Annotated in this window: 21 protein-coding genes; 17 read left to right on the top strand and 4 right to left on the bottom strand. The window is 58.1% G+C overall.

The features are described from left to right. Position 1 precedes the first annotated feature (1 nt). Together rfbF and KGA89_RS26575 are read right to left on the bottom strand one after the other, a co-directional pair. Positions 2-775: a glucose-1-phosphate cytidylyltransferase gene (rfbF, locus tag KGA89_RS26570; protein WP_223472939.1), complete on the bottom strand. Its 774-nt coding sequence runs from the start codon at positions 773-775 to the stop codon at positions 2-4. A 12-nt stretch (positions 776-787) separates the two neighbouring features. After that, positions 788-1,777: an FAD-binding oxidoreductase gene (locus tag KGA89_RS26575; protein WP_223472940.1), complete on the bottom strand. Its 990-nt coding sequence runs from the start codon at positions 1,775-1,777 to the stop codon at positions 788-790. 484 nt (positions 1,778-2,261) lie between these two features. Between KGA89_RS26575 and KGA89_RS26580 the strand changes: the two genes are divergently transcribed. From KGA89_RS26580 to KGA89_RS26630, 11 genes are all read left to right on the top strand, one after another. Continuing rightward, positions 2,262-2,426: a GDP-mannose 4,6-dehydratase gene (locus KGA89_RS26580; RefSeq protein WP_411740623.1), complete on the top strand. Its 165-nt coding sequence runs from the start codon at positions 2,262-2,264 to the stop codon at positions 2,424-2,426. Positions 2,427-2,781: 355 nt separating this feature from the next. Further along, positions 2,782-3,813 carry a GDP-mannose 4,6-dehydratase gene (gene gmd / locus KGA89_RS26585; RefSeq protein WP_223472941.1) on the top strand — a complete coding sequence of 344 codons (1,032 nt, stop codon included), beginning with the start codon at positions 2,782-2,784 and terminating at the stop codon, positions 3,811-3,813. Next, positions 3,813-4,709 (top strand): GDP-mannose 4,6-dehydratase, encoded by an 897-nt coding sequence (locus tag KGA89_RS26590; RefSeq protein ID WP_223472942.1) that lies wholly within the window; start codon positions 3,813-3,815, stop codon positions 4,707-4,709. Before gmd ends, KGA89_RS26590 begins: the two co-directional genes overlap by 1 nt. Further along, on the top strand, positions 4,710-5,855 hold the full coding sequence (locus KGA89_RS26595; RefSeq protein WP_223472943.1) for a glycosyltransferase family 4 protein: 1,146 nt from the start codon (positions 4,710-4,712) through the stop codon (positions 5,853-5,855). After that, positions 5,852-6,961 (top strand): glycosyltransferase family 4 protein, encoded by a 1,110-nt coding sequence (locus tag KGA89_RS26600; RefSeq protein WP_263292863.1) that lies wholly within the window; start codon positions 5,852-5,854, stop codon positions 6,959-6,961. The genes KGA89_RS26595 and KGA89_RS26600 overlap by 4 nt, the downstream gene beginning before the upstream one ends. Positions 6,962-7,015: 54 nt before the next feature. Beyond that, complete coding sequence (locus KGA89_RS26605; protein ID WP_223472944.1) at positions 7,016-7,987, top strand: UDP-glucose 4-epimerase family protein; 972 nt, start codon at positions 7,016-7,018, stop codon at positions 7,985-7,987. Beyond that, positions 7,984-9,012: an MraY family glycosyltransferase gene (locus tag KGA89_RS26610; protein WP_223472945.1), complete on the top strand. Its 1,029-nt coding sequence runs from the start codon at positions 7,984-7,986 to the stop codon at positions 9,010-9,012. The genes KGA89_RS26605 and KGA89_RS26610 overlap by 4 nt, the downstream gene beginning before the upstream one ends. Before the next feature lie 89 nt (positions 9,013-9,101). Then, positions 9,102-11,096: a polysaccharide biosynthesis protein gene (locus KGA89_RS26615; RefSeq protein ID WP_223472957.1), complete on the top strand. Its 1,995-nt coding sequence runs from the start codon at positions 9,102-9,104 to the stop codon at positions 11,094-11,096. A 114-nt stretch (positions 11,097-11,210) separates the two neighbouring features. Continuing rightward, a complete protein-coding gene (locus KGA89_RS26620; RefSeq protein WP_223472946.1) occupies positions 11,211-11,546 on the top strand; it encodes a ComEA family DNA-binding protein in 336 nt (111 codons plus the stop codon). Positions 11,547-11,700: 154 nt separating this feature from the next. Beyond that, a complete protein-coding gene (locus tag KGA89_RS26625) occupies positions 11,701-12,354 on the top strand; it encodes a GntR family transcriptional regulator (protein WP_223472947.1) in 654 nt (217 codons plus the stop codon). A gap of 15 nt (positions 12,355-12,369) precedes the next feature. Next, the gene (locus KGA89_RS26630; protein ID WP_223472948.1) at positions 12,370-13,221 is read left to right on the top strand and encodes an urea carboxylase-associated family protein; all 852 of its coding nucleotides are present in this window, start codon (positions 12,370-12,372) and stop codon (positions 13,219-13,221) included. A gap of 66 nt (positions 13,222-13,287) precedes the next feature. Here the strand turns inward: KGA89_RS26630 and KGA89_RS26635 are convergent, their stop codons facing one another. Together KGA89_RS26635 and eat are read right to left on the bottom strand one after the other, a co-directional pair. Then, positions 13,288-13,455 (bottom strand): DUF2897 family protein, encoded by a 168-nt coding sequence (locus KGA89_RS26635; protein WP_003183831.1) that lies wholly within the window; start codon positions 13,453-13,455, stop codon positions 13,288-13,290. 120 nt (positions 13,456-13,575) lie between these two features. After that, positions 13,576-14,940: an ethanolamine permease gene (eat, locus tag KGA89_RS26640; RefSeq protein WP_013692567.1), complete on the bottom strand. Its 1,365-nt coding sequence runs from the start codon at positions 14,938-14,940 to the stop codon at positions 13,576-13,578. Positions 14,941-15,334: 394 nt separating this feature from the next. Here eat and kdpF point away from each other — a divergent pair, with 394 nt between their 5' ends. The 6 genes from kdpF to KGA89_RS26670 form a co-directional block, all read left to right on the top strand. Beyond that, complete coding sequence (gene kdpF, locus KGA89_RS26645; protein ID WP_032833236.1) at positions 15,335-15,424, top strand: K(+)-transporting ATPase subunit F; 90 nt, start codon at positions 15,335-15,337, stop codon at positions 15,422-15,424. Between the two features lie 8 nt (positions 15,425-15,432). Then, positions 15,433-17,127 carry a potassium-transporting ATPase subunit KdpA gene (gene kdpA / locus KGA89_RS26650; protein ID WP_223472949.1) on the top strand — a complete coding sequence of 565 codons (1,695 nt, stop codon included), beginning with the start codon at positions 15,433-15,435 and terminating at the stop codon, positions 17,125-17,127. Between the two features lie 11 nt (positions 17,128-17,138). Further along, positions 17,139-19,193, top strand: a complete 2,055-nt coding sequence (gene kdpB / locus KGA89_RS26655) for a potassium-transporting ATPase subunit KdpB (RefSeq protein WP_223472950.1) — start codon at positions 17,139-17,141, stop codon at positions 19,191-19,193. Positions 19,194-19,286: 93 nt separating this feature from the next. Further along, positions 19,287-19,832: a potassium-transporting ATPase subunit KdpC gene (gene kdpC, locus KGA89_RS26660; protein WP_003199308.1), complete on the top strand. Its 546-nt coding sequence runs from the start codon at positions 19,287-19,289 to the stop codon at positions 19,830-19,832. A 236-nt stretch (positions 19,833-20,068) separates the two neighbouring features. Beyond that, positions 20,069-22,720 carry a sensor histidine kinase gene (locus KGA89_RS26665; RefSeq protein ID WP_223472951.1) on the top strand — a complete coding sequence of 884 codons (2,652 nt, stop codon included), beginning with the start codon at positions 20,069-20,071 and terminating at the stop codon, positions 22,718-22,720. 64 nt (positions 22,721-22,784) lie between these two features. Next, the coding region (locus KGA89_RS26670; protein WP_223472952.1) for a response regulator at positions 22,785-23,467 on the top strand (683 nt) is incomplete at its 3' end.

Raw genomic sequence — 23,467 nt, forward strand, 5'->3', positions numbered from 1 at the left:
ATTATTCCCAGGATTTCCAAGGTGCCTTGCCATTTTGCCAAAGTTTTTCCAGCAGGTTTTTATCGTGCAGAGTATCCATTGGCTGCCAGAAGCCCTGGTGCTCATGTGCCATCAACTGGCCGTCTGCTGCCAGCCCCATCAAGGGCTCTTGCTCCCAGACAGTGCTGTCGTCGACCAAGTATTCGAGGACTTGAGGAGACAATACAAAAAAACCGCCATTGATCATGGCGCCGTCGCCTTTTGGCTTTTCCTTGAAGTTAAGAACTTGGTGTTGCTTGATGTCCAGCGCGCCAAAGCGACCAGGGGGATAGGTGGCGGTGAGCGTCGCTGCCTTGCCATGCTGTTTGTGGAAGGCAATGGTGGCGCTGATGTCTATATCGCCGACGCCATCACCATAGGTGAAGCAGAACAGTTCTTCATTTTTAACGTAATCTGCTACGCGGCGCAAGCGACCGCCGGTCATCGAAGTATCACCGGTGTCAACCAATGTGACATTCCAGTCCTCGGCGCGTTTGTCGTGTACTTCCATGGTGTTTTCACGCATGTTGAAAGTTACATCCGACGAGTGCAGGAAGTAATTGGCGAAGTACTCTTTGATTAGATAGCCTTTGTATCCACAGCAGATAATGAAATCATTGATGCCGTGCGCGGAATACATTTTCATGATGTGCCAGAGGATTGGCTTACCACCAATTTCGACCATGGGTTTCGGACGTACACTAGTTTCTTCGCTCAGGCGTGTACCCAACCCGCCTGCCAATATGACCGCTTTCATCATTGCTCCTTTTCAGTTTGAGCTTACAAATGCATCTGAATAAAAGTGTTTAGCGAGCAGTCCCGAAGTTGTCAGTACATCCCGTGCGGAATGAATCATGTCTTCCGAGCCGCAGGCATAGACGACCGATTGCGTGAGATCGATTGCATCCTTGATCAGCGCCGATTGTACATAGCCCGTCCGTCCTGCCCACTGAGCGTCCGCCCGCGACAGGACCGGTATGAAGGTGGCGTCCAGTCCTTGAAGTTGCGGCTCCCAATAGATGTCGCTGAGCGTACGGCCCCCCCAATAGATGAAAACCTTCTTCCCGGCGGCCATCGAGGGATTGGCAAGCAATTGCTCAAGCATGGCCTTAACGGGAGCGATACCCGTGCCCGTAGCCAGGAAAACGATGTTCTTAACGTCCTTTTCACGCAGGCTGAAGGTGCCTAAAGGGCCTTCCAGTCGCAAGAGGTCGTTGGTCTTCGCGCTGGTGAACCAGTACTGCGACATCACGCCCTGTTCGACCTCCCGGATCTGTAATTCCAGTTTTCCGTCAGCGCGCTGGGCATTGGCAATGGAATAGCTACGGCGCAGGCCCGCTTCACCGATGATGTCGAGGTACTGTCCTGGCAAATAAGTGAATTTGCTATTGGGCGGTAGTCTAAGGATGACTTCCACAACGTTGTCGGCGAGCTTGCTGATCGTGTCGATTCTGCAGGGGAGTGTCTTTACGACAACGTTTCCGAGTGCTCCAAGATCTTCGGCATCAATCTCCACATCGGTGAGGGCGTGGCGGCAGCACGTCAATATCAATCCTGCTGCGCTCTCATCGGGTGTCAAAGACGTCTCGTCCTTGAACGCTTCAGTTTCACCGGAGAGAACTTTGGTTTTGCAAACACCACAGCGTCCAGTCCTGCAGCTGTATTCGAGGGTGATGCCTTCAGTCCTGGCACTGTCGAGCATTGATGTGCCTGCCTCGGAGCTGAAGGCTTTCCCGTTATGAAGTTTTACTGAAGCCATATCGGTTACCGGATAAGAAAATTCTGTACGGGGCGGCCATGCTGCCGTCAGCTTGCCTTGGAATCGAAGATTCGACGGCCATGAAAAAATAGAAATCTTAAGTTGACGGGCGTTGAATGAAGGTGAGTTGCCGCGCGTGAACGGACAGCGGGCACGGAGAAACCAACGGCACTCAGAAAGCACTTCTGGTGATCACTGAGGTTCTGTGCGCAGGGCTGGTGTTGGTAAGCCCTTGTAGCAGGGAAGTTCAATACTGCCGCCACATCAACAGTCACCAAATTATTCTCATGATATCCATCATCATGTCGCAAAGCTCACATCCGTGTCAGGTTATGAAGTAGCGCCGCCAGAGGGTTGAGCCTCATGTCTTCAAGGGGCTGGATGATAACCTAGGTGCGAGTTGTGTGCATCAATTGCTGCAGGGGCGCGTGTGTTGGTTGCGCGACCGGCCTGCCACACTACCTTGGTGCGACAGGCCTGAACAATTCGCTACTATCAGCTATCGAGCGTCGCAGAGGTATTCGTTACCAATGTCATCCTCTTCCACCACGAGTCTCTGCTGCGTGGTCGTGAGTTCGTAACCTCTAGAATCGCTGACTCTCTGGCCAGGATCAGGCAGGGCCTGATGCGAAAAAATGGCGCTAGGTAATTTCGACGCTAAGCGTGACACGATGCTGATTTTTGCTGGTTGGTGGCAAAACGATGGCTATTAAAAATTGCAAAGCCTGACCTCTGCTGAGTCAAAACCTCGCCACTTTTGTGTCGGGGTTTTTATGGGGCTCATGGTTTTTATACGGCTATGGCTATAAAGGAGGCTGGTTTTATGGGGAGGCGAAGGGGCTTGAGACGATAGGAGGTCAGGGGGGCTTGCCCTTTTTAAAGTTCCTTCAGAGCAGGCAATTTGGGTATCATTGCGGACCAGAATGGTCGCTGCGGCTCTAGCCGTGCATCTTATTTTTGTGAGCAAGCCAACCAAAGCTCAAAATGGAGTTTAGAGGATTCGCATGAAAGCAATTGTTACCGGCATCACTGGTCAAGACGGCGCCTACCTGGCGGAACTGCTGCTGGAGAAGGGGTACACCGTATACGGTACCTACCGTCGTACCAGTTCTGTCAATTTCTGGCGTATCGAAGAGTTGGGCATCCAGTCCAACCCTAATCTGCATTTGGTCGAATACGATCTGACCGATCTGTCTGCCAGCATTCGTTTGCTGCAGACCACCGAAGCCACCGAGGTCTACAACCTTGCAGCGCAGAGCTTTGTGGGTGTTTCGTTCGAGCAGCCGATCACCACTGCAGAGATCACCGGTCTCGGTGCGGTAAACCTCCTAGAAGCGATTCGGATCGTTAATCCGAAGGTTCGTTTCTACCAGGCATCCACCTCCGAGATGTTCGGCAAGGTGCAGGCTATCCCGCAGATCGAAAGCACGCCTTTCTATCCGCGCAGCCCTTACGGCGTTGCCAAGCTCTACGCTCACTGGATGACCATCAACTATCGCGAGTCGTACGGCATTTTTGCCACTAGCGGTATCTTGTTCAACCACGAATCCCCACTGCGTGGCCGTGAGTTTGTGACCCGCAAAATCACCGACTCCGTCGCCAAGATCAAGCTGGGCCTGCTGGACAAGATGGAGCTGGGCAACCTCGACGCCAAGCGCGACTGGGGTTTTGCCAAGGAATACGTGGAAGGAATGTGGCGCATGCTGCAGGCCGATGAGCCGGACACTTTCGTGTTGGCGACTAACCGCACCGAGACTGTTCGCGACTTCGTTTCCATGGCGTTCAAGGCTGTGGGTATCACTATTTCCTGGGCGGGTACTGCGGAGGCCGAGCAAGGCACTGATGCGGCTACTGGTAAGGTACTGATCACGATCAACCCGAAATTCTACCGCCCGACTGAGGTTGAGTTGCTGATTGGCAACCCGGCCAAAGCCAAGGAAGTTCTGGGTTGGGAGCCGAAAACCTCCCTGGAAGAATTGTGCCGCATGATGGTTGAAGCCGACTTGCGTCGTAATGAACAAGGATTTTCATTCTGATGACCATTGCTGGCAAACGTGCGCTGATTACAGGTATTCAAGGCTTCACTGGTCGTTACATGGCGGATGAACTTCGGGCTCATGGCTACGAGGTTGTCGGGTTGGGTAGTCAGCCTTCCGATGAGCGCAATTATTACCAGGTGGATCTAGGCGATGGCCCGGGGTTGCGCACGTTGCTGGCAAAGATTCAACCTGATGTTGTGGTTCATCTCGCGGCATTGGCGTTTGTCGGGCATGGCGCAGCGGACGCGTTCTATCAAGTGAACTTGATCGGCACGCGTAACTTGCTGGAAGCTGTCGCGGCCAGTGGAAAACCCCTGGATTGTGTGCTGATCGCCAGCAGTGCCAATGTCTATGGCAACGCTTCGGGTGGCCTGTTGTCGGAAACCACAACTCCGGCGCCAGCCAACGATTATGCCGTTAGCAAGTTGGCCATGGAGTACATGGCCAACCTTTGGCACGAACGCTTGCCCATCGTTATTACTCGTCCTTTCAATTACACCGGTGTTGGCCAGGCCGAGAATTTCTTGCTGCCGAAAATTATTTCCCATTTCCGGCGTAAGGCGAAAAAAATTGAATTGGGCAACCTCGATGTATGGCGTGATTTCAGCGATGTTCGCGCGTTGGTGAAGGCCTATCGAGGACTTATCGAGGCCAAGCCGCTGGGGCAGACTATTAATGTCAGCTCTGGCAATGCCCATTCGCTTCGTGAAGTCATCGAAATGTGCAGAGGGTTGACCGGGCACGATATTGAGGTCGAAGTGAATCCGGCCTTTGTGCGGGCCAATGAGGTGAAAACGTTGTGCGGAGATAACTCACGGTTACGTGCACTGGTTCCCGGCTGGTCAACACCTTCTCTGGACGAAACCCTGAGCTGGATGCTGACGGCCGAGTAGATGAAGTTAATTCTTTCTGTTGAGCCGGTCCGGTTTCCGCTGACTGGTATTGGTCGTTACACCTACGAATTGGCGCTGCGACTGCAGCAGAATCCTGAAATCACCGACCTGCAATTTTTTGCCGGTCGGCGATTTTTGCCGGCGTTGCCTACGGCTGCCAACGAGTCGGGTAGTGGTTACGGCTTGAAGCGAGCGGTGCAGAAAAACTTCCTGGCGGTTGAAGCGTATCGGCTCCTTATGCCGTTGCTCAGGAAGCACGCGTTAAAAAATCATGGTGAGTTTCTTTACCATAGCCCGAATTACTTTCTGCCGCCCTTTGCTGGCCGCAGTGTTGCTACATTCCACGATCTGTCTCCATTCACCTGGTCTCACTGCCATGCGCCGCAACTTGTGCGTTACTTGCAGGAAGAGCTGAAGGCCACGATGGTACGAGCAGACGCGTTGATCACGGACTCCGAGTACACGCGTAAAGAGTTGGCGGAGTACTTTTCCTGGCCTATTGAGCGTATTCATACGGTGCCGCTGGCCAGTTCCGCCGAGTTTCATCCTCGTAGTGCGGAAGACCTCAAAAGTGCGCTTTCGCGCCATGGTCTCGAGATGGGTGGTTACAGCCTGTTTGTCGGGACGATCGAGCCTCGCAAGAATATCGAGACGTTGCTTGATGCGTATTCACGTCTGCCGTTGGCAGTGCGCAAGCGCTGGCCTTTGGTGCTCACCGGCTATCACGGCTGGCGCAACGAAAGTATTCACCAACGGCTCGAAAGCGCCCGCCGTGAGGGCTGGGCCTTTTACCTGGGGTTTGTACCCAGTGAAGAACTTCCTCTGCTGTTTGCCGGCGCTCGTCTTTTTACCTTTCCTTCATTGTATGAAGGGTTTGGTTTGCCGGTTCTGGAAGCCATGAGTTCTGGTGTCCCTGTCGTTTGCTCTAACAGTTCGTCGCTTCCGGAGGTCGCTGGCAATGCGGCCCTGATGTGCGACGCCATGGACGTCGGAACGTTAACAGGGCTCATCCAGCGTGGTCTGGAAGATGAGTCGTGGCGTTCCAGCGCGGTCGAGCAAGGCTTGTGGCATGCGGCGAGGTTTTCGTGGGAACGCTGCGCAATGGAAACGCTTCAGGTTTATCGGAAGGTGGTCGAGGGACAATGATCAAGGTTCTGCACTTCTTCAAGACATACTACCCGGAGACCATGGGTGGCATTGAACAGGTCATCTTTCAGATTGCTGAAGGTGGAATAAGGCACGGCTTTGAGTCCGAAGTGCTTTACCTCAGTGAGCGAGGTGCGGCGCGCAATGAGCCGGTGGGACATCACCTGACTCATCGCTCCAAGCTCGACCTGCATGTAGCGTCCACCGGTTTCTCTCTGTCGGCGTTCAAGGATTTTGCCGAGTTGGCGCAGAAAGCAGACATTGTCCATTACCATTTTCCGTGGCCTTACATGGATCTTGTGCATTTCGTCAGTCGAATTCGCAAGCCCGCCGTTGTCAGTTATCACTCCGATATCGTCAAGCAAAAGACACTCCTCAAGCTTTATCAGCCCTTGATGAACCGTTTCTTGTCGAGTGTTGACTGCATTGTTGCTTCATCGCCCAACTACGCTGAAAGCAGTCCAGTATTGACGCGATTCAAAGACAAGGTTCACGTTGTTCCCTATGGGCTGGATCGGCAAACCTACCCCACGCCCTCTGCTGAAAAGCTGGGCGTCTGGCGCTCGCGTCTGGGGGAGCGCTTTTTCCTGTTTGTGGGAGCTCTGCGCTACTATAAAGGGCTGGACTATCTGCTTGAAGCTGCAAAAAACACTCAACTGCCCGTCGTCATTCTGGGGGGCGGACACCTTGAAATGGAGTTGAAAGCTCAGGCGAATCAGTTGGGGCTGTCGAATGTGCATTTTCTCGGAGGCTTGCCTGATGAAGATAAAGCGGCTCTGCTGACGCTCTGCTATGCATTCGTTTTCCCGTCACACCTCAGGTCCGAATCTTTCGGTATTTCGTTGCTTGAAGGGGCCATGTACGGGAAACCAATGATTTCTTGCGAGATTGGTTCTGGCACGACTTACATCAATATCGCAGGAGAAACTGGATTGGTTGTACCTCCTCGCGACTCTGTTGCGCTGGCGCAGGCAATGAACTACCTCTGGAATCAACCAGCGGTTGCGGCTTCGATGGGAGAGGCGGCTGCACAGCGTTTTGAAGGAATGTTTTCAGCTGATTCAATGGCAAAATCCTATGCGGAGATTTATCGGTCGCTGCTTTGAATCTATGCACACTGGCAGAGCATAGGTGTTCTTATATATTCTCAAGGGGCACCGATGAGAGCTAAACGCTTTCTAATTACTGGTGGTAATGGTTTTGTAGGACGTGCATTAATAAATCGATTAGTGCAGTTGCCTGGGTGTTCTATCGTGGCACCGATGCGAGCCGTGCCTGCCAAGTTTCCGGCAGGCGTGCTTTCTCTACCGTTGACCGGTCTCAACGGTGCAAATGACTGGAGTGAGGCGCTGGCTGGCGTCGATGTTGTTATCCATACTGCTGCTCGCGTTCACATCATGAATGAAGTCTCTCTCGATCCGCTCGCTGCGTTTCGTGAAGTCAATGTCGAGGCTACGTTGAACCTCGCTCGCCAGGCAGTGGTGTCCGGTGTGAAACGTTTTATTTTCATCAGTTCAATCAAGGTGAATGGAGAGGGGGGGGCGCCAGGTATCGTATATAGCGCCGATGACTTACCTGCTCCGACTGACCCCTATGGGATCTCTAAGCTTGAGGCTGAGCAAGGGTTGACGATACTTGCTGCCGATACAGACATGGAGGTTGTCATTATTCGCCCGGTGTTGATATACGGCCCAGGTGTCAAAGCCAATTTTCTTAGCTTGATGCGCTGGCTGTATCGTGGTGTTCCTCTGCCGTTCGGCGCCGTTCACAACCAGCGCAGTCTTGTTGCTATCGAGAATCTGGTGGATTTCATCGTGACCTGTTCCGATCATCCTGCGGCTGCCAATCAAATATTCCTGGCCAGTGATGGCGAAGATGTATCTACCACACAATTATTGCGCAAGTTGGGGAATGCGCTGGGGAGGCCTGCCAGATTATTGCCAATACCTGTCACGCTGATGCAGAGGGTGGCAGCGTTATTGGGCCAGCGTGCATTGTCGGAACGCATCCTTGGCTCCTTACAGGTAGATATAAGTAAAAACCGACAACTATTGGGCTGGATACCTCCGGTCCCCCTCGATAAAGCTTTGGGCCTGACGGCGCAACATTTTCTGGACTCCTGCAAATCATGAGTTATGGCTGGTTTATCCCTGTCATTGTCGCTGTGTCTTTTTCCCTCACGTGGGCTTTGCGCCAGTACGCTTTATCTCGAAGCCTGATCGATATCCCCAACGCTCGAAGCTCTCATTCAGTTCCCACACCTCGAGGCGGCGGGGTCGCAATTGTTCTGGGATTCATGTTGGCGTTGGCGATGCTGTTGTCGGCAGGCTTGATCGTTTCCTCGACTTTTTGGGCGATTTTCGGGGCGGGAACCATGATTGCCGTGATTGGATTTGTGGATGATCACGGGCACATCGCCGCTCGTTGGCGCCTGGTGGGGCATTTCGCTGCTTCAATGTGGTTGTTGTTCTGGCTTGGCGGGCTACCCGTGATTCAGTTTGGCGGATGGGCGCTGGACTTGGGGTGGTGGGGGCATGGGTTGGCGTTGTTTTATCTGGTGTGGCTGCTCAACCTTTACAATTTCATGGATGGAATCGATGGTATAGCCAGTGTTGAGGCTATTTGCGTCTGTCTAGGGGCGTGTCTTCTGTATTGGGTTAGCGGTGCAACGCAACTGATCTGGGGACCACTGTTATTAGCTGCATCCGTAGCCGGTTTTCTCTATTGGAATTTCCCCCCCGCCAGGATTTTCATGGGGGATGCTGGGAGCGGATTTCTGGGCATTGTGCTCGGAGGGCTCTCGCTTCAAGCCGCCTGGTTCTCGGCGGAACTATTGTGGGGTTGGCTGATCCTACTTGGCATATTTATCGTTGATGCTACTTTGACATTGTTTCGCCGTTTGCTCAGAGGCGACAAGGTTTACGAGGCGCACCGCAGCCATGCCTATCAGTTTGCTTCCCGCCGGTATGGCAACCATTTACCGGTTACGGTGGCTGTAGGGCTGATCAATGTTTTCTGGTTGTTACCTATAGCTTTAGGCGTTATTCATTATGGCATGGATGGTAGTTTGGGTATGATTCTGGCTTATGCTCCATTACTGATGCTGGCAATAAAGTTTCGTGCGGGCCACCTCGAAGAAGCCTTGATGAAAAGCTGAGTAACAGTTCTGTCATTTGGCTTAACGTGGATGACATGCGCTTATAAGGGGTCACTACGTAAGGAGAGGCTGAGGTGTTTGACGAATCCATGGATAAAGCGAGGGCGTACCTGGTAGGGCTTCCTCGGCGCCGGAAAAGGTTGATACAGGTTTCCACAGACATCCTGCTTGTATGGGTGGCGCTTTGGCTTGCCTTCATCGTCCGCCTCGGCATCGATGACATGTACAACCCCTTGAAGGTCCACCTCTGGCTCTTCGCTTTCGCCCCCACAATCGCCATCCCGCTCTTCATCCGTTTCGGAATGTACCGCGCCGTCATGCGCTATTTCGGCAACGACGCTCTCGTTGCCATCATCAAAGCCGTCAGCCTGTCTTCCCTGATCCTCGCCGTCGTCGTCTACTGGTACAGCAACCACCAAACCGTTGTCCCCCGCTCCATCATCTTCAACTACTGGTGGCTCAGCATGGTCATCATTGGCGGCCTGCGTCTATGCATGCGCCAGTACTTCATGGGGGACTGGTTCACCGGGGCACAGCATATTCCGTTCACCAATCGCGATGATGGCTTGACTAAAGTCGCGGTTTACGGCGCGGGGGTCGCAGGCAATCAGCTTGTCGCGGCGCTGCGCATGGGGAAGGTGATGCGGCCGGTAGCATTCATCGACGATGATCCGAGTATCGCGGATCGATCGATTTCCGGGTTGCAGGTCTACAAACCCAAGCACATCCAACAAATGATCGATGTAACGGGCGCGCAGGAAATCCTCCTCGCGCTGCCGTCTTCTACCCGCGCGCGTCGTAGGGAAATTCTCAATTTCCTGGAAGGTTTTCCGCTTCACGTGCGCAGTGTCCCGAATTTTACCGATCTGGCCAGCGGTCGGGTCAAGGTTGAAGACATCCAAGAGGTGGATATCGCTGACTTGCTCGGTCGCGATGCGGTACCAGCCCAGGCCGATCTGCTCGAGCGTTGTATCAAGGGCAAGACAGTGATGGTGACGGGGGCTGGAGGGTCGATCGGTTCGGAGTTGTGCCGGCAGATCTTTTCCCTGGGGCCGACCGCGCTTTTGCTGTTCGATCACGGTGAGTTCAACCTTTACACCATTCTTTCTGAGTTGGAACAGCGAGTCACCCGAGAGTCGGTACCGGTTAAATTACTGCCTATTCTTGGTTCTATCCGTCGTCAGGATAAGCTGCTGGATGTGATGAAAACCTGGAAAGTGGACACGGTCTATCACGCTGCCGCTTACAAACATGTACCAATGGTTGAGCACAACATCGCCGAAGGTGTTTTGAACAATGTCATCGGCACGTTGAACACCGCTCAGGCTGCCTTGCAGTCGGGGGTTTCCAATTTTGTGCTGATTTCTACCGACAAGGCGGTACGCCCGACTAATGTCATGGGTAGCACAAAGCGTTTGGCCGAATTGACGCTCCAGGCCCTCAGCCGGGAAGTTGCGCCCGTGCTGTTTGGTGACAAAGCCAATGTGTCGCGGGTGAACAAAACCCGTTTCACAATGGTTCGTTTTGGCAATGTGCTGGGCTCGTCGGGTTCTGTCATTCCTTTGTTCCATAGTCAGATCAAATCCGGGGGGCCTTTGACGGTCACGCACCCGAAAATCACCCGCTACTTCATGACGATTCCCGAGGCTGCACAGCTAGTGATTCAGGCCGGTTCCATGGGGCAGGGCGGCGATGTGTTTGTGCTGGATATGGGGGAGCCAGTGAGGATTGTCGAATTGGCGGAAAAGATGATTCATCTGTCGGGTTTGAGCATCCGTTCCGAGCGCAACCCACAAGGCGATATTTCCATCGAGTTCACTGGCCTGCGGCCCGGCGAAAAGCTGTATGAAGAGCTGTTGATCGGCGATAACGTCGTCGCGACCGAGCATCCCATGATCATGGCAGCCAATGAGGATCATCTGCCTTGGGATGTGTTGAAGTTGAAATTGCATGATCTGTTCTGCGCCATTGAGCACGATGATTACGCTCGTGTGCGCCAGCTTCTGCGCGATACCGTCAGTGGTTACGTGCCGGACGGCGAGATCGTCGACTGGATCTACCAGCAACGTCGCCTAGAACCCTGATTATTACACAAGCTGTAACGTACATATTTTTGACAGCGATACATCATCGCCTAAGTTTGAGAGGCGGCTTCGGAAAAGCTGCTTCTCTCTTAACGATGTCATGGAGCGTCATTTATGCGTACAGGCTATTTCTACTCTCTGATCTTTGCCCTTCTTACCAGCGCCTCGATTGCTGCTATCGCCGCCCCAGCGGTCAAGCCCGAATCGGTCTCTACGGCGCAGGCCGTGGAGCAGCGAGCCAAAACGCAGGGCGCCCGGGTGGATTTAAACGGGGCGGATGCGGCAACACTGCAGCGCGAGCTATCAGGAGTCGGCAAGGGCAAGGCCGAAGCGATTGTTGCGTATCGGGAGAGTAATGGGCCGTTTTCTTCGGTGGAGGAGTTGCTGGAGGTCAAGGGGATCGGCAAGGCGATTCTAGACAGGAACCGTGACAAGCTGGAAGTGAATTGAGTTTGTGATTGAAGGAGGCCGGTCAAATTGACTGGCCTTTTTGCCGTCCGGCGGATGCAAATTTTGGACGAGTTCTGGAAGCGTTCCAGGCGTTGGCATAAATAATGATTATCTATAGCCAACCGATTGTTCAACAATCCAAGGCCTCCCTCCCATGACCAATACACTATCCCTCGCGGATCAGATCACCCTGGAGCTACGCGCCGACATCATCGGCGGTCACTTGCTGCCAGGTATGGCGCTGGTAGAGAACAACTTGGTCTCAGCCTACAACGCCTCGCGCAACACCATCCGCGAAGCGTTACATCGCCTCGGCCAGGAAGGGTTGACCCGTTACGTGCGTAACAAAGGGGTGATGGTCCGCAGGTTAGGTGCCGATGATGTGCGAGATCTGTTCAAGGTCCGTCGCACCCTGGAGCTTCAAGCCATCTTGGGCAGCCAGTCATTGCGTGAGTATCAATCCGACCGGATGCTCGAAGCCCTCGAGGCGGCGGATTTGGCTCGGGAGCTTGAAGACTGGCGTTCGGTCGGTACCCATGGACTGGCGTTCCATCAGCACATCGTCGGATTGATGCGCAGTCCATTACTTGATGAGTTTTTCACCAATGTGGTTGCGCAACTGCGCCTGGTATTTAGCTCCGCGCCCGATGAGGCGCGTTTCCAGGCGCCGTGGCTGGCCCGTGACCGCTACGTCCACGATTGCCTGGCCAAGGGCGACAAGCTTGCGGCCCACGAAGCCATGAGTCTTTACCTGGACGATTCCGAGCAACTGCTTTTGCAACTGCTGACTCCCACCCATCACCACTGATCAAGGATTCGTGCCATGTACAAAGACTACCCAGCCGCCTACCAGGTCAGCAAAGGTTCAGCCCTGCAGGTGGACAAATCCTTCTACGACCGTATCCGCACCCAGCAGGACAAGCGCATGCTGATCGAGCAGTTCGAAGTGCCAATCCGTACTGGCCGCGCCTGGCATGTGCCGGCTGGGCACGTGTTTCGTGTCACTACACCCGTGGGCCCGCAGGTAGGGGACTTCAACGTCTGGAACGCCCACGATCCGCGGGAGCGCCTGTGGGCGGCGCGCACGCGCCAGCTTCAAGGCGCCCACGTCAGCATCCATGACCGGTTGTGGTCGAACCTGCCATTCCTGCGGCCCTTGGTGACCATCACCGATGACAGTCTGGCCGGTTATGGTATCGATGAGCATGGTGGACGACTGCATGATCTGTTGGGTACGCGCTGTGATCCGTATGTGAACAAAATGCTGACCGGGGAGGATTTTCATCATCACTGCCACTCGAACCTGACCCGTGCGGTGTTGCCCCACGGCCTGACGGAGTTCGATGTGCATGACGTTCTGAATATTTTCCAGTGCACCGGACTCAATCATGACGACATGTACTTCATGAAGGCCTGTCCGGCGCAGAAGGGCGATTACCTGGAGTTTTTTGCCGAGATTGATCTGTTGTGCGCCCTGTCCACCTGCCCGGGTGGTGACTTGTCGCTGGCGATGTGGGGGCCGGATGCGCAGGATCCCCTTAGCGTCTGTCGCCCGCTGGGGGTTGAGATCTATCGCTTGGAGGATTCATTGCTGGAGGGCTGGAGCCAGCCTGAGCGGGCAGCATACAAGGGGTTGCATGGCTTGCACATCGCCAAGGCGGATTGGGAGAAATAGCACGCTGTGTGGCGAGGGAGGATGCTTCCTCGCCACACAGCGTCATGCAGCCAGGACTGTTGCGATTCAACGATCCTTGGCCTCCTTAGCATCCATTTCCGCATTGCGCTCGGCAACGCGCTTGCGTTGCTCATCGGTCAACTCGACCTTGTTGGCGGTGTCGCGCAGCATCATCAGACCACCAACGATCGAGCCGATTGCAACAATCAGAATCAACCAGGCATACCAGGGCATAGGGCTCTCCTTGAGGGGGCGATGGACGGACGAACATTTCGCCGATCCATCGCACCTACCACTTATGAGCGAAGGTTGCTCGCAGTGGTTCAATACTACGCCCGTTCGGCAGGCTTCACCTTAAAGCCCGGTCAGCATCGCATCGGCGGGAGCGTCCGCACGCAGCTGTGCGGTGAGGATGAAGTAGACGAAACCCACCGCCATGAAGCCGAGGAAGATCAGCCCGATCAGCGCGTTGAACCAGGCCATCGCCACCAGGCACACCACTGCCAGCACCAGGGCGATGCCCGGCACGATCGGATAGCCCGGGGCGCGGAAAGTACGTTCCAGGTTGGGTTCGGTTTTACGCAATTTGAACAGGCTGAGCATGCTCATGATGTACATGACGATGGCACCGAACACGGCCATGGTGATCATCGCTGCAGTCAGGGTCATGCCGCCGAGGTTGATCAGGCCGTCGCTGTAGATCGCCGCGATGCCGATCAGCCCACCGGCGATGATCGCCCGGTGCGGCGTCTGGAAGCGTGACAGTTTGGCCAGGGATGCGGGCAGGTAACCGGCGCGGGCCAGGGCGAAGAACTGGCGCGAGTAGCCAAGGATGATGCCGTGGAAACTCGCCACCAGGCCGAACAGGCCGATCCACACCAGCATGTGCAGCCAGCCGGAGCTTTCGCCAACCACGGTTTTCATGGCTTGGGGCAGGGGATCGTTGATGTTCGACAGGGTGCGCCAGTCGCCGACGCCGCCGGCGAAGAACATCACGCCCATTGCCAGGACCACCAGGGTCAGGATGCCGCTGATGTAAGCCTTGGGAATCGTGCGTTTCGGGTCCTTGGCTTCTTCGGCGGCCATGGCCGCGCCTTCGATGGCCAGGAAGAACCAGATGGCGAAGGGAATCGCGGCAAACATGCCGGCGATGGCCGGTGCGCCGAACACATCGGAACCAGCCCAGCCGTTCAGGGCAAAATTGCTGAAACTGAACGCCGGGGCCACGACGCCCATGAACACCAGCAGTTCGGCCACCGCCAAGACGCAGACAATCAGCTCGAACGTCGCGGCCAGCTTGACCCCGAGGATGTTCAGACCCATGAACACGATATAGGCACCGACCGCTGCGTGTTTAGGGTCCAGGGCCGGGAACTGCACGTTCAGGTAGGCGCCGATGGCCAGGGCAATGGCCGGCGGGGCGAAGACAAATTCGATCAGCGTCGCCAGGCCGGCAATCAACCCGCCTTTCTCGCCGAAGGCGCGACGGCTGTAGGCAAACGGTCCGCCGGCATGGGGAATGGCGGTGGTCAGTTCGGTGAAGCTGAAAATGAAGCAGGTGTACATGGCCGCCACCATGAAGGACGTCACCAAAAAGCCCATTGTCCCGGCCACGCCCCAGCCGTAGCTCCAGCCGAAATACTCGCCGGAAATCACCAGGCCGACGGCAATACCCCATAAATGCAGGGTGCCCAGGGTGGGTTTGAGTTGTGTGTTCATCGGTGGCTCCCCTCGATCCATAGCAAAAGCGCTGGGGAGGGGCAGTGCAGTGGACGTGCCAGTGTGGCGAGGGCGGTCGTAATGGGTGAAATCGTGTCGTATCGGGGATGTTCGCTATCGGATGGCTTGGTTTTGTGCCCCAGTTCAGAGCATTGGTGCCAGGGCAGGCCTCATCGCGAGCAAGCTCGCTCCCACATGGGTCTGTGGTGAATAAAGAATTCGCGTCCACTGAAGACTCCCTGTGGGAGCCTGCTTGCTCGCGATGAGGCCTGCCCAGCCAACACTTTTTACGGATTCTTTACCCCCCAGCCCGGCTCTCGATCTCGTTCCTTTACAGCCTTCCTACCGACAATCACTCCACACACGGCACGACGCCGTACCACGGAGAAATCCCATGAGTGTTCTGGACGGGGTGTCGCTGCTGCTGGCAGGGGCGCTGTTCATTTATCTGCTGGTTGCGCTATTGCGCGCAGATCGGAACTAGGAGCGGCTATGCACGGTTATGACTATGGGCTGATCCTCGCCTTTTTCGCCCTGGTGCTGATTCCGGCACCGTTTCTGGGGCGTTTTTACTACCGGGTGATGGAAGGCCAGCGCACTTGGCTTTCGCCGATCCTCGGCCCGGTGGAGCGCGGTTGCTATCGCCTGGCCGGTGTCGATTCCACCGCTGAGCAGAGCTGGCAGAAATACACCCTGGCCTTGCTCGCGTTCAACCTGGCGGGTTTTGTGTTGCTGTTCTCCATTCTCCTGCTGCAGGGATATCTGCCGCTCAATACCGAACAATTGCCCGGCATGGAGTGGACCCAGGCTTTCAACACGGCCGTGAGTTTCATGACCAACACCAACTGGCAGTCCTACAGCGGTGAAGCGTCCCTAAGCTACCTGAGCCAGATGGTCGGCCTGACCGTGCAGAACTTCGTCAGCGCCGCCACCGGCCTGGCCGTGCTCGTGGCACTGTGTCGCGGCATCGGGCGCAAGTCCGCCGCAACGTTGGGTAACTTCTGGGTCGACATGACCCGGGCCACTCTCTACGGGCTGTTGCCGTTGTGCCTGCTGCTGGCATTGTTCCTGGTCTGGCAGGGCGTGCCGCAGACCTTTGCGCACTATGTGCACGGGGTCACGCTGCAGGGCGCTGACCAGGTCATCCCGTTGGGTCCGGCCGCCAGCCAGATCGCGATCAAGCAGCTGGGCACCAACGGTGGCGGTTTCTTCGGCGTCAACTCGGCGCATCCGTTCGAAAACCCGACTGCCTGGAGCAACCTGTTCGAAGTCGCTTCGATCATCCTGATTCCCGTCGCGCTGGTGTTCACCTTCGGCCATTACGTCAAGGACCTGCGCCAGAGCCGGGCAATCATCGCCTGCATGCTTGCCCTGTTCCTGATCGGCGGTGCCACGTCGCTGTGGGCCGAATACCAGCCCAACCCTGCCTTGGACAATCCAGCCGTCGAGCAAACCGCGCCGCTGGAAGGCAAGGAAGCACGCTTTGGCACCACCGCCACGGTGCTGTGGTCGGTGACCACCACGGCAGCGTCCAACGGCTCGGTCAACGGCATGCATGACAGCCTCAATCCGCTCAGCGGTATGGTTGCGCTGGTGAACATGATGGTCGGTGAAGTGATCTTCGGCGGCGTCGGGGCCGGGCTCTACGGGATGCTGTTGAACGTGCTGATCGCAGTGTTCCTGGCCGGCTTGATGATCGGTCGCACCCCGGAATACCTGGGCAAGAAGCTGGGCGCTCGGGAAGTGCAACTGTTGGTGGCAACCCTGCTGGTGATGCCTGTCAGCGTGCTGGTGCTGGGTGCCGTCGCCGCAAGTCTGCCCGGCCCGGCCGCAGCGGTGAGCAACCCGGGTGCCCACGGTTTCAGCCAGTTGTTGTACGCCTACACCTCGGCGGGAGCGAACAACGGTTCGGCATTTGCCGGGTTCGGCGCCAACACAGCTTTCCACAACCTGATGCTGGGCCTGGGCATGTTGATCGGCCGATTCGGCTACATCCTGCCAGTGCTGGCGTTGGCCGGCAGCCTGGCCTTGAAGAAGACCGCGCCGATTGGCCAGAACAGCTTCCCCACCCACGGCCCGTTGTTCGTGACCTTGTTGACCGTGACCATCCTGCTGGTGGGCGGCTTGACCTTCCTGCCGACCCTGGCCCTGGGGCCGATTGCTGAACACTTGAGCCTGGGCTTCTGAGGGATATGAAAATGAATATGCCGATGAGCAAAACCGTCGTCGCCAAGGCGCCGGAGCAACCGAAAACCGCAATCTCGGCCCTGTGGCGGCCAGCGCTGGTGCAAGCTTTCGTCAAGCTCGACCCGCGTCAATTGCACCGCGCCCCGGTGATGCTGGTGGTAGAGCTGACCGCGATCCTCACCACCGTGTTGTGCTTCATTCCCGACAACGCCGTGCCGACCTTTGTCGCTGCGCAAATTGCGCTGTGGCTGTGGTTTACCGTGCTGTTCGCCAACTTCGCCGAAGCGTTGGCCGAAGGTCGTGGCAAGGCCCGCGCTGACAGCCTCAAGGCCGGCAGCGAGGGCCTCAACGCACGTCGCCAGACCGACAGCGGTTTTGAAATCATCCCTGCCACCCGTCTGCGCAAAGGTGATGTGGTGCGCGTCGAGGCCGGCGACATGATCCCCGGCGACGGTGAAGTGATCGAAGGCATCGCCGCGGTCAACGAGGCGGCGATCACCGGCGAATCGGCACCGGTCATCCGCGAGTCCGGCGGCGATCGCTCGGCCGTCACCGGCAATACGCGGCTGGTCTCCGACTGGCTGCTGGTGCGCATTACCAGCAATCCCGGTGAGTCCACACTGGACCGCATGATCGCCCTGGTCGAAGGCGCCAAGCGCCAGAAAACGCCGAACGAGGTGGCGCTGGATATCCTGTTGATCGGCCTGACGCTGATCTTCCTGTTGGTGGTGGTGACGCTGCAACCGTTCGCCCATTTCGCCAACGCCAACCTGCCGCTGGTGTTTCTGGTAGCGCTGCTGGTCACCTTGATTCCCACCACCATCGGCGGGCTGCTGTCGGCCATCGGCATCGCCGGGATGGACCGGTTGGTGCGCCTGAACGTGATCGCCAAATCCGGCCGTGCGGTCGAGGCGGCGGGGGACGTGCATGTGCTGATGCTGGACAAGACCGGCACCATCACCTTTGGCAATCGTCGTTGTACAGCGGTCTATACCGCCCCTGGTGTGAGTGCCAAGGAACTGGCCGAAGGCGCGCTGTTCGCCTCGTTGGCTGACGACACCGCCGAGGGTAAGTCCATCGTCGAGTACCTGCGAGGTTTGCATCCACAGTCTGAGCCTGGCGTCGAAGCGCTGGCGGCCGTGCCGTTCAGTGCTGAAACCCGTTTGTCCGGGGTCGACTATCGGGGCCGCATCTACCGCAAGGGCGCCGTGGACTCGTTGCTGGATTTCATCGGCCTTGCACGCAATGAGTTGCCGCAGGCATTGGCGCGGGAGGTCGACAAGATCGCCCAGAGTGGCGGCACACCGCTGCTGGTTTGCATGGACGGCCGGTTGCTGGGGGCCATCCATCTCAAGGACGTGGTCAAGCCGGGCATTCGCGAGCGCTTTGCCGAGCTGCGCAAGCTGGGGATCCGCACGGTGATGGTCACCGGCGACAACCCGTTGACCGCCGCGGCGATTGCCGCCGAGGCCGGTGTCGATGACGTGCTGGCAGAGGCCACGCCGGAGAAAAAACTGGCGCGTATCCGTCATGAGCAAAATGACGGTCGGCTGGTGGCCATGTGCGGCGACGGTGCCAACGACGCCCCGGCCCTGGCCCAGGCCGATGTCGGCATGGCGATGAACGACGGCACCCAGGCCGCGCGGGAGGCGGCCAACATGGTCGACCTCGACAGCGACCCGACCAAATTGCTCGATGTGGTGCAGATCGGCAAGGAACTGCTGGTGACCCGTGGTGCACTGACCACCTTTTCCATCGCCAACGACATCGCCAAGTACTTCGCGATCCTGCCGGCGCTGTTCGCTTCGATTTATCCACAGCTCGGAGTGTTGAACATCATGCACCTGAGTAGTCCGCAGAGCGCGATCCTGTCGGCCATCGTATTCAACGCCTTGATCATCGTCGTACTGATCCCCCTGGCCCTGCGCGGTGTACGAGTGCAAGCGGCAAGTGCTGCGGCGCTGTTGCGACGCAATCTGTTGATCTATGGCCTGGGTGGGATCGCGGTGCCGTTCGTGGGGATCAAGGCGATCGATATGTTGCTGACGGCGTTGAAGCTGGTTTGAGTTCGCCGTTTCTTGTGGGAGCAAGCTTTGCTCCCACAAGGTGACTCCCACAGGCTTTGAACACTGGATTTACTTCAATTCGAGGATTTTGAAATGTCCACTCTGATTCGCCCGGCCTTGAGCCTGTTACTACTGATGACCCTGATCACCGGTGTCGCGTACCCACTGGTGGTCACTGGCGTGGCGCAAGTCGCCTTTCCCGCCCAGGCCAATGGCAGCCTGATCGTCGATGCGGCCGGCAAGGTTCGTGGCTCGACGCTGATCGCCCAGGATTTCACCGGCGATGCCTGGTTTCATCCACGGCCATCGGCTGGTGCCTTCGCCACGGTCGCCAGCGGCGCCAGCAACTTTTCCCCGAGCAATCCGGCCCTGGCCTCGCGGGTAATCGAAGACGCCCAAAAACTCCAGGTGCCCGGCCAGGGCCCGGTGCCGCTGGCATTGCTGACCACTTCCGCCAGTGGGCTGGATCCGCACTTGCCTCCGGCGGCGATTGCCTATCAACTGGCGCGTGTCGCCGCCGCGCGCAACCTGCCGGCCTCGACCTTGCAGCAACTGCTCGACGACAACACTGAGCAATCCTTGGTGGGCCCGCCAGTGGTGAATGTGCTGGCGCTGAACCTGGCCCTGGAAAAACTGTGAAACCCGTGGGAGTGGCGCCTGTGGGAGCAAAGCTTGCTGCAGTAAAAGCCCGCTGTAGCAAAGCCTGTGGGGGCAAAGCTTGCTCGCGATGAACGATAGCGGTCCATCCGTTGAACAGTGTCGCCTTGATCGCGAGCAAGCTTTGCTCCCACAGGTCCACTTCCCATGAGCTTTGCTCCCACAGGTCCGACTCCCCACAGGGTGTTTGATCAATATTTGAAAGAGATTTCCACGCCATGAGCGACTCCGGCCGCGCCGACGCACTGTTAGCCAATCTGCCCCGCAACGACCGTGGCCGGCTCAAGGTCTTCCTGGGTGCGGCGCCCGGTGTCGGCAAGACCTACGCCATGCTGCAAGCGGCCCACACCCAACTGCGTCAAGGCGTGAAAGTCGTCGCCGGAGTGGTGGAAACCCACGGTCGTGCCGAAACCGAAGCACTGCTCGGCGGCCTGGTACAGCAACCGTTGGTGCGTTCGGAATATCGCGGCGTCATGCTCGAAGAAATGGACCTCGACGGCCTGCTCGTGGCCCGCCCGGCCTTGGTGCTGGTGGACGAACTGGCCCACAGCAACGCCCCCGGCAGTCGTCATGCCAAACGCTGGCAAGACATTCAGGAACTGCTCGCCGCAGGCATCGATGTCTACACCACCGTCAATGTCCAGCACCTGGAAAGCCTCAACGACCAGGTGCGCGGCATCACCGGTGTGCAGGTGCGCGAGACGCTGCCGGACTGGGTCTTGCAGGAAGCCGATGAACTGCTGTTGATCGACCTGCCATCACGCGAGCTGCTGGAGCGCCTGCGTGATGGCAAGGTCTATGTGCCGGAGCAGGCGCGAGCGGCGATCGATGCGTTTTTCACCCAGACCAACCTGACCGCGCTGCGTGAACTGGCCATGCAGACCGCCGCCGCCCAGGTGGACAACGACCTGGCCCAGGGTTATCGGCAACTGGGCCAGGCCGCGCCGGCGGTGCGCGGACGATTGCTGGTGGGGGTGGGCGCCGACGTGCAGGCCGAACGTCTGGTGCGTCACGCCAGCCGCGTCGCCCAGCGCCGGCATCTGCCGTGGAGCCTGGTCCACGTAGACAGCGGCGTCGCGCACGACGAGTCATCGCGACAGTACCTGCAAAATGCCCAGCAGCTGGCTGAACGTCTCGGCGGCGAAGTCGTGCTGTTGCGGGCCGGCGAAGTCGCCAAGACCTTGATCCAGCACGCCACCGAACGTCGCGCCACGCTACTGCTGGTGGGCCAGTCCCGGCCGCGTTTGCGGCGACGGTTGTTCGGCGGTGGCTTGGCTTCACGCTTGTTGCGCGATGCCCGGGGACTGGAAATCAACGTGCTGGACAGCGATGAACAGCCCCGTCCCGCCCAAATGCGTTCGAGCGCGGTCCAGACCGGGTTCGACTACGTGCTGGCGCTGACGGCGACCGTGGCGGCCAGCGCATTGGCCTGGGGGATCTCGGGATGGCTGGCGCTGCCCAATATCTCCCTGGTGTTCCTGATGGCGGTGTTGCTGGTGGCGGTACGCAGCAGCCTTGGCCCGGCGCTGGCCTGCGCGGCGCTGTCGTTCCTGGCCTATGACTTCCTGTTCATCCCGCCGAATTTTTCCTTCACCATCCAGCGCGAAGAAGACGTGCTGACCCTGGTGTTTTTCCTGCTCATGGCCGCCCTGACCGGCAACCTTGCCGCTCGCCAGCGTCGCCAGTTGCAGGCCCTGCGCGACACCCAGCAGGAAACCGGCGAACTGCTCGACCTGTCGCGCAAACTCACTGCCGCCACCGACCGCCAGGCGGTGATCAGCGCCGCCGCGCAGCACCTCAACGGCCTGCACGACTTGCAGCTTTGCCTGCTCAATCGCGACGGCCAGAGCGATTGGAAGGTCGAGACCGGCGAGCCGTTGACATTCACCGAGGCCGAACGTGCGGCGGCCGACTGGGCCTGGCAGCACGACCAGCCCGCCGGTGCCGGCACCGGGACGTTGCCATCCGGACGCTGGTGGTGGTGGCCGCTGTCGGCGGAAGGCGGGCCACTGGGATTGCTGGGTGTGTGCCCGAACGAAGGCAAGCCGTTGAGCGGCCAGCGTCGGCGTTTACTGGCGGCCCTCAGCCAACCATTGGCCCAGGCGTTGGCGCGGGCGCAACTGGCCCAGGACCTGGAAGCGGCGCGCCTGCACGGTGAAACCGAGCAACTGCGCAGCGCCTTGCTGGCTTCGGTGTCCCATGACTTGCGCACGCCGCTGACGTCCATGCGCGGCAGCATCGACAGCCTGCTGGCGCTGGGGGAGGCGATCCCACTGGCCGATCGTCGCGAACTGCTCGAAGGCACTCGCGATGAGGCCGAGCGGCTGGATCGCTACATCCAGAACCTGCTGGACATGACCCGTCTTGGCCACGGCGCCCTGAAGCTGGCGCGGGACTGGGTGTCGCCGGCCGATATCGTCGGCAGCGCACTGAACCGCTTGCGGGCGGTGTTGGCGCCGCTGGCGGTCGGCGTCGAGGTGCCTGCTGACCTGCCTTTGCTGTATGTCCATGCGGCGCTGATCGAGCAGGCCTTGGTGAACGTGCTGGAAAACGCCGCACGTTTTTCTCCGCTCCGCGGGCGGCTGCTGCTGAGCGCAGGTACGACGGACGGCGAAGTGTTTTTTGCCGTCGCCGATGAAGGCCCAGGAATCCCTCAAGAAGAACGGGAGAAAATCTTCGACATGTTCTACACCGCCGCGCGCGGCGATCGGGGCGGGCAGGGCACGGGGTTGGGATTGGCCATCTGCCAGGGCATGGTCGGTGCCCATGGCGGGCGAATCAGCGTGGCCGATGGTCTCGACGGACGCGGCACCTGCATCACGTTGCACCTACCCTTGCAGGCACAACCGGGCATGGACGATGAAGCTTGAGCGGCGCTGGGTTACTCTCGTCCCACCTGCTTGCCTTTCCACCTGAGTGCAACGAACGAACCCCATGAGCCAGACCGCGACCCTTTTGGTCATCGATGACGAGCCGCAGATCCGCAAATTCCTGCGCATCAGCCTGAGTTCCCAAGGCTACAAGGTGCTGGAAGCCGGCACTGGCGCTGAAGGGCTTGCCCAAGCGGCGCTGAACAAACCCGATCTGCTGGTGCTCGACCTGGGCTTGCCGGACATGGACGGCCAGCAGGTGTTGCGCGAGTTTCGCCAATGGTCGACGGTGCCGGTGCTGGTGCTCTCGGTGAGGGCCAGCGAAGCGCAGAAGGTCGAGGCGCTGGACAACGGTGCCAACGATTATGTGACCAAGCCATTCGGCATCCAGGAATTTCTCGCCCGCGTTCGCGCCTTGTTGCGCCAGGCCCCGGCAGGCGAGCCTCAGGAAGCCGCGCTGAAGTTCGGCCCGCTGACGGTGGACCTGGCGTATCGACGGGTGCTGCTGGACGACACCGAAGTGGCCCTGACTCGCAAGGAGTACGCCGTGCTGGCGCAGCTGGCGCGGCACCCGGGTCGGGTCATTACCCAGCAGCAACTGCTCAAGGACATCTGGGGCCCGACCCACACCGAAGACAGTCACTACCTGCGGATCGTGGTCGGCCACCTGCGCCAGAAACTGGCCGACGACCCGACCCGACCGCGGTTCATTGTGACCGAGGCGGGGGTGGGGTATCGGTTGTTGGG

Origin of the sequence: Pseudomonas sp. A-RE-22 (assembly GCF_019956035.1) — a bacterium.
Lineage (GTDB): Bacteria > Pseudomonadota > Gammaproteobacteria > Pseudomonadales > Pseudomonadaceae > Aquipseudomonas > Aquipseudomonas brassicacearum.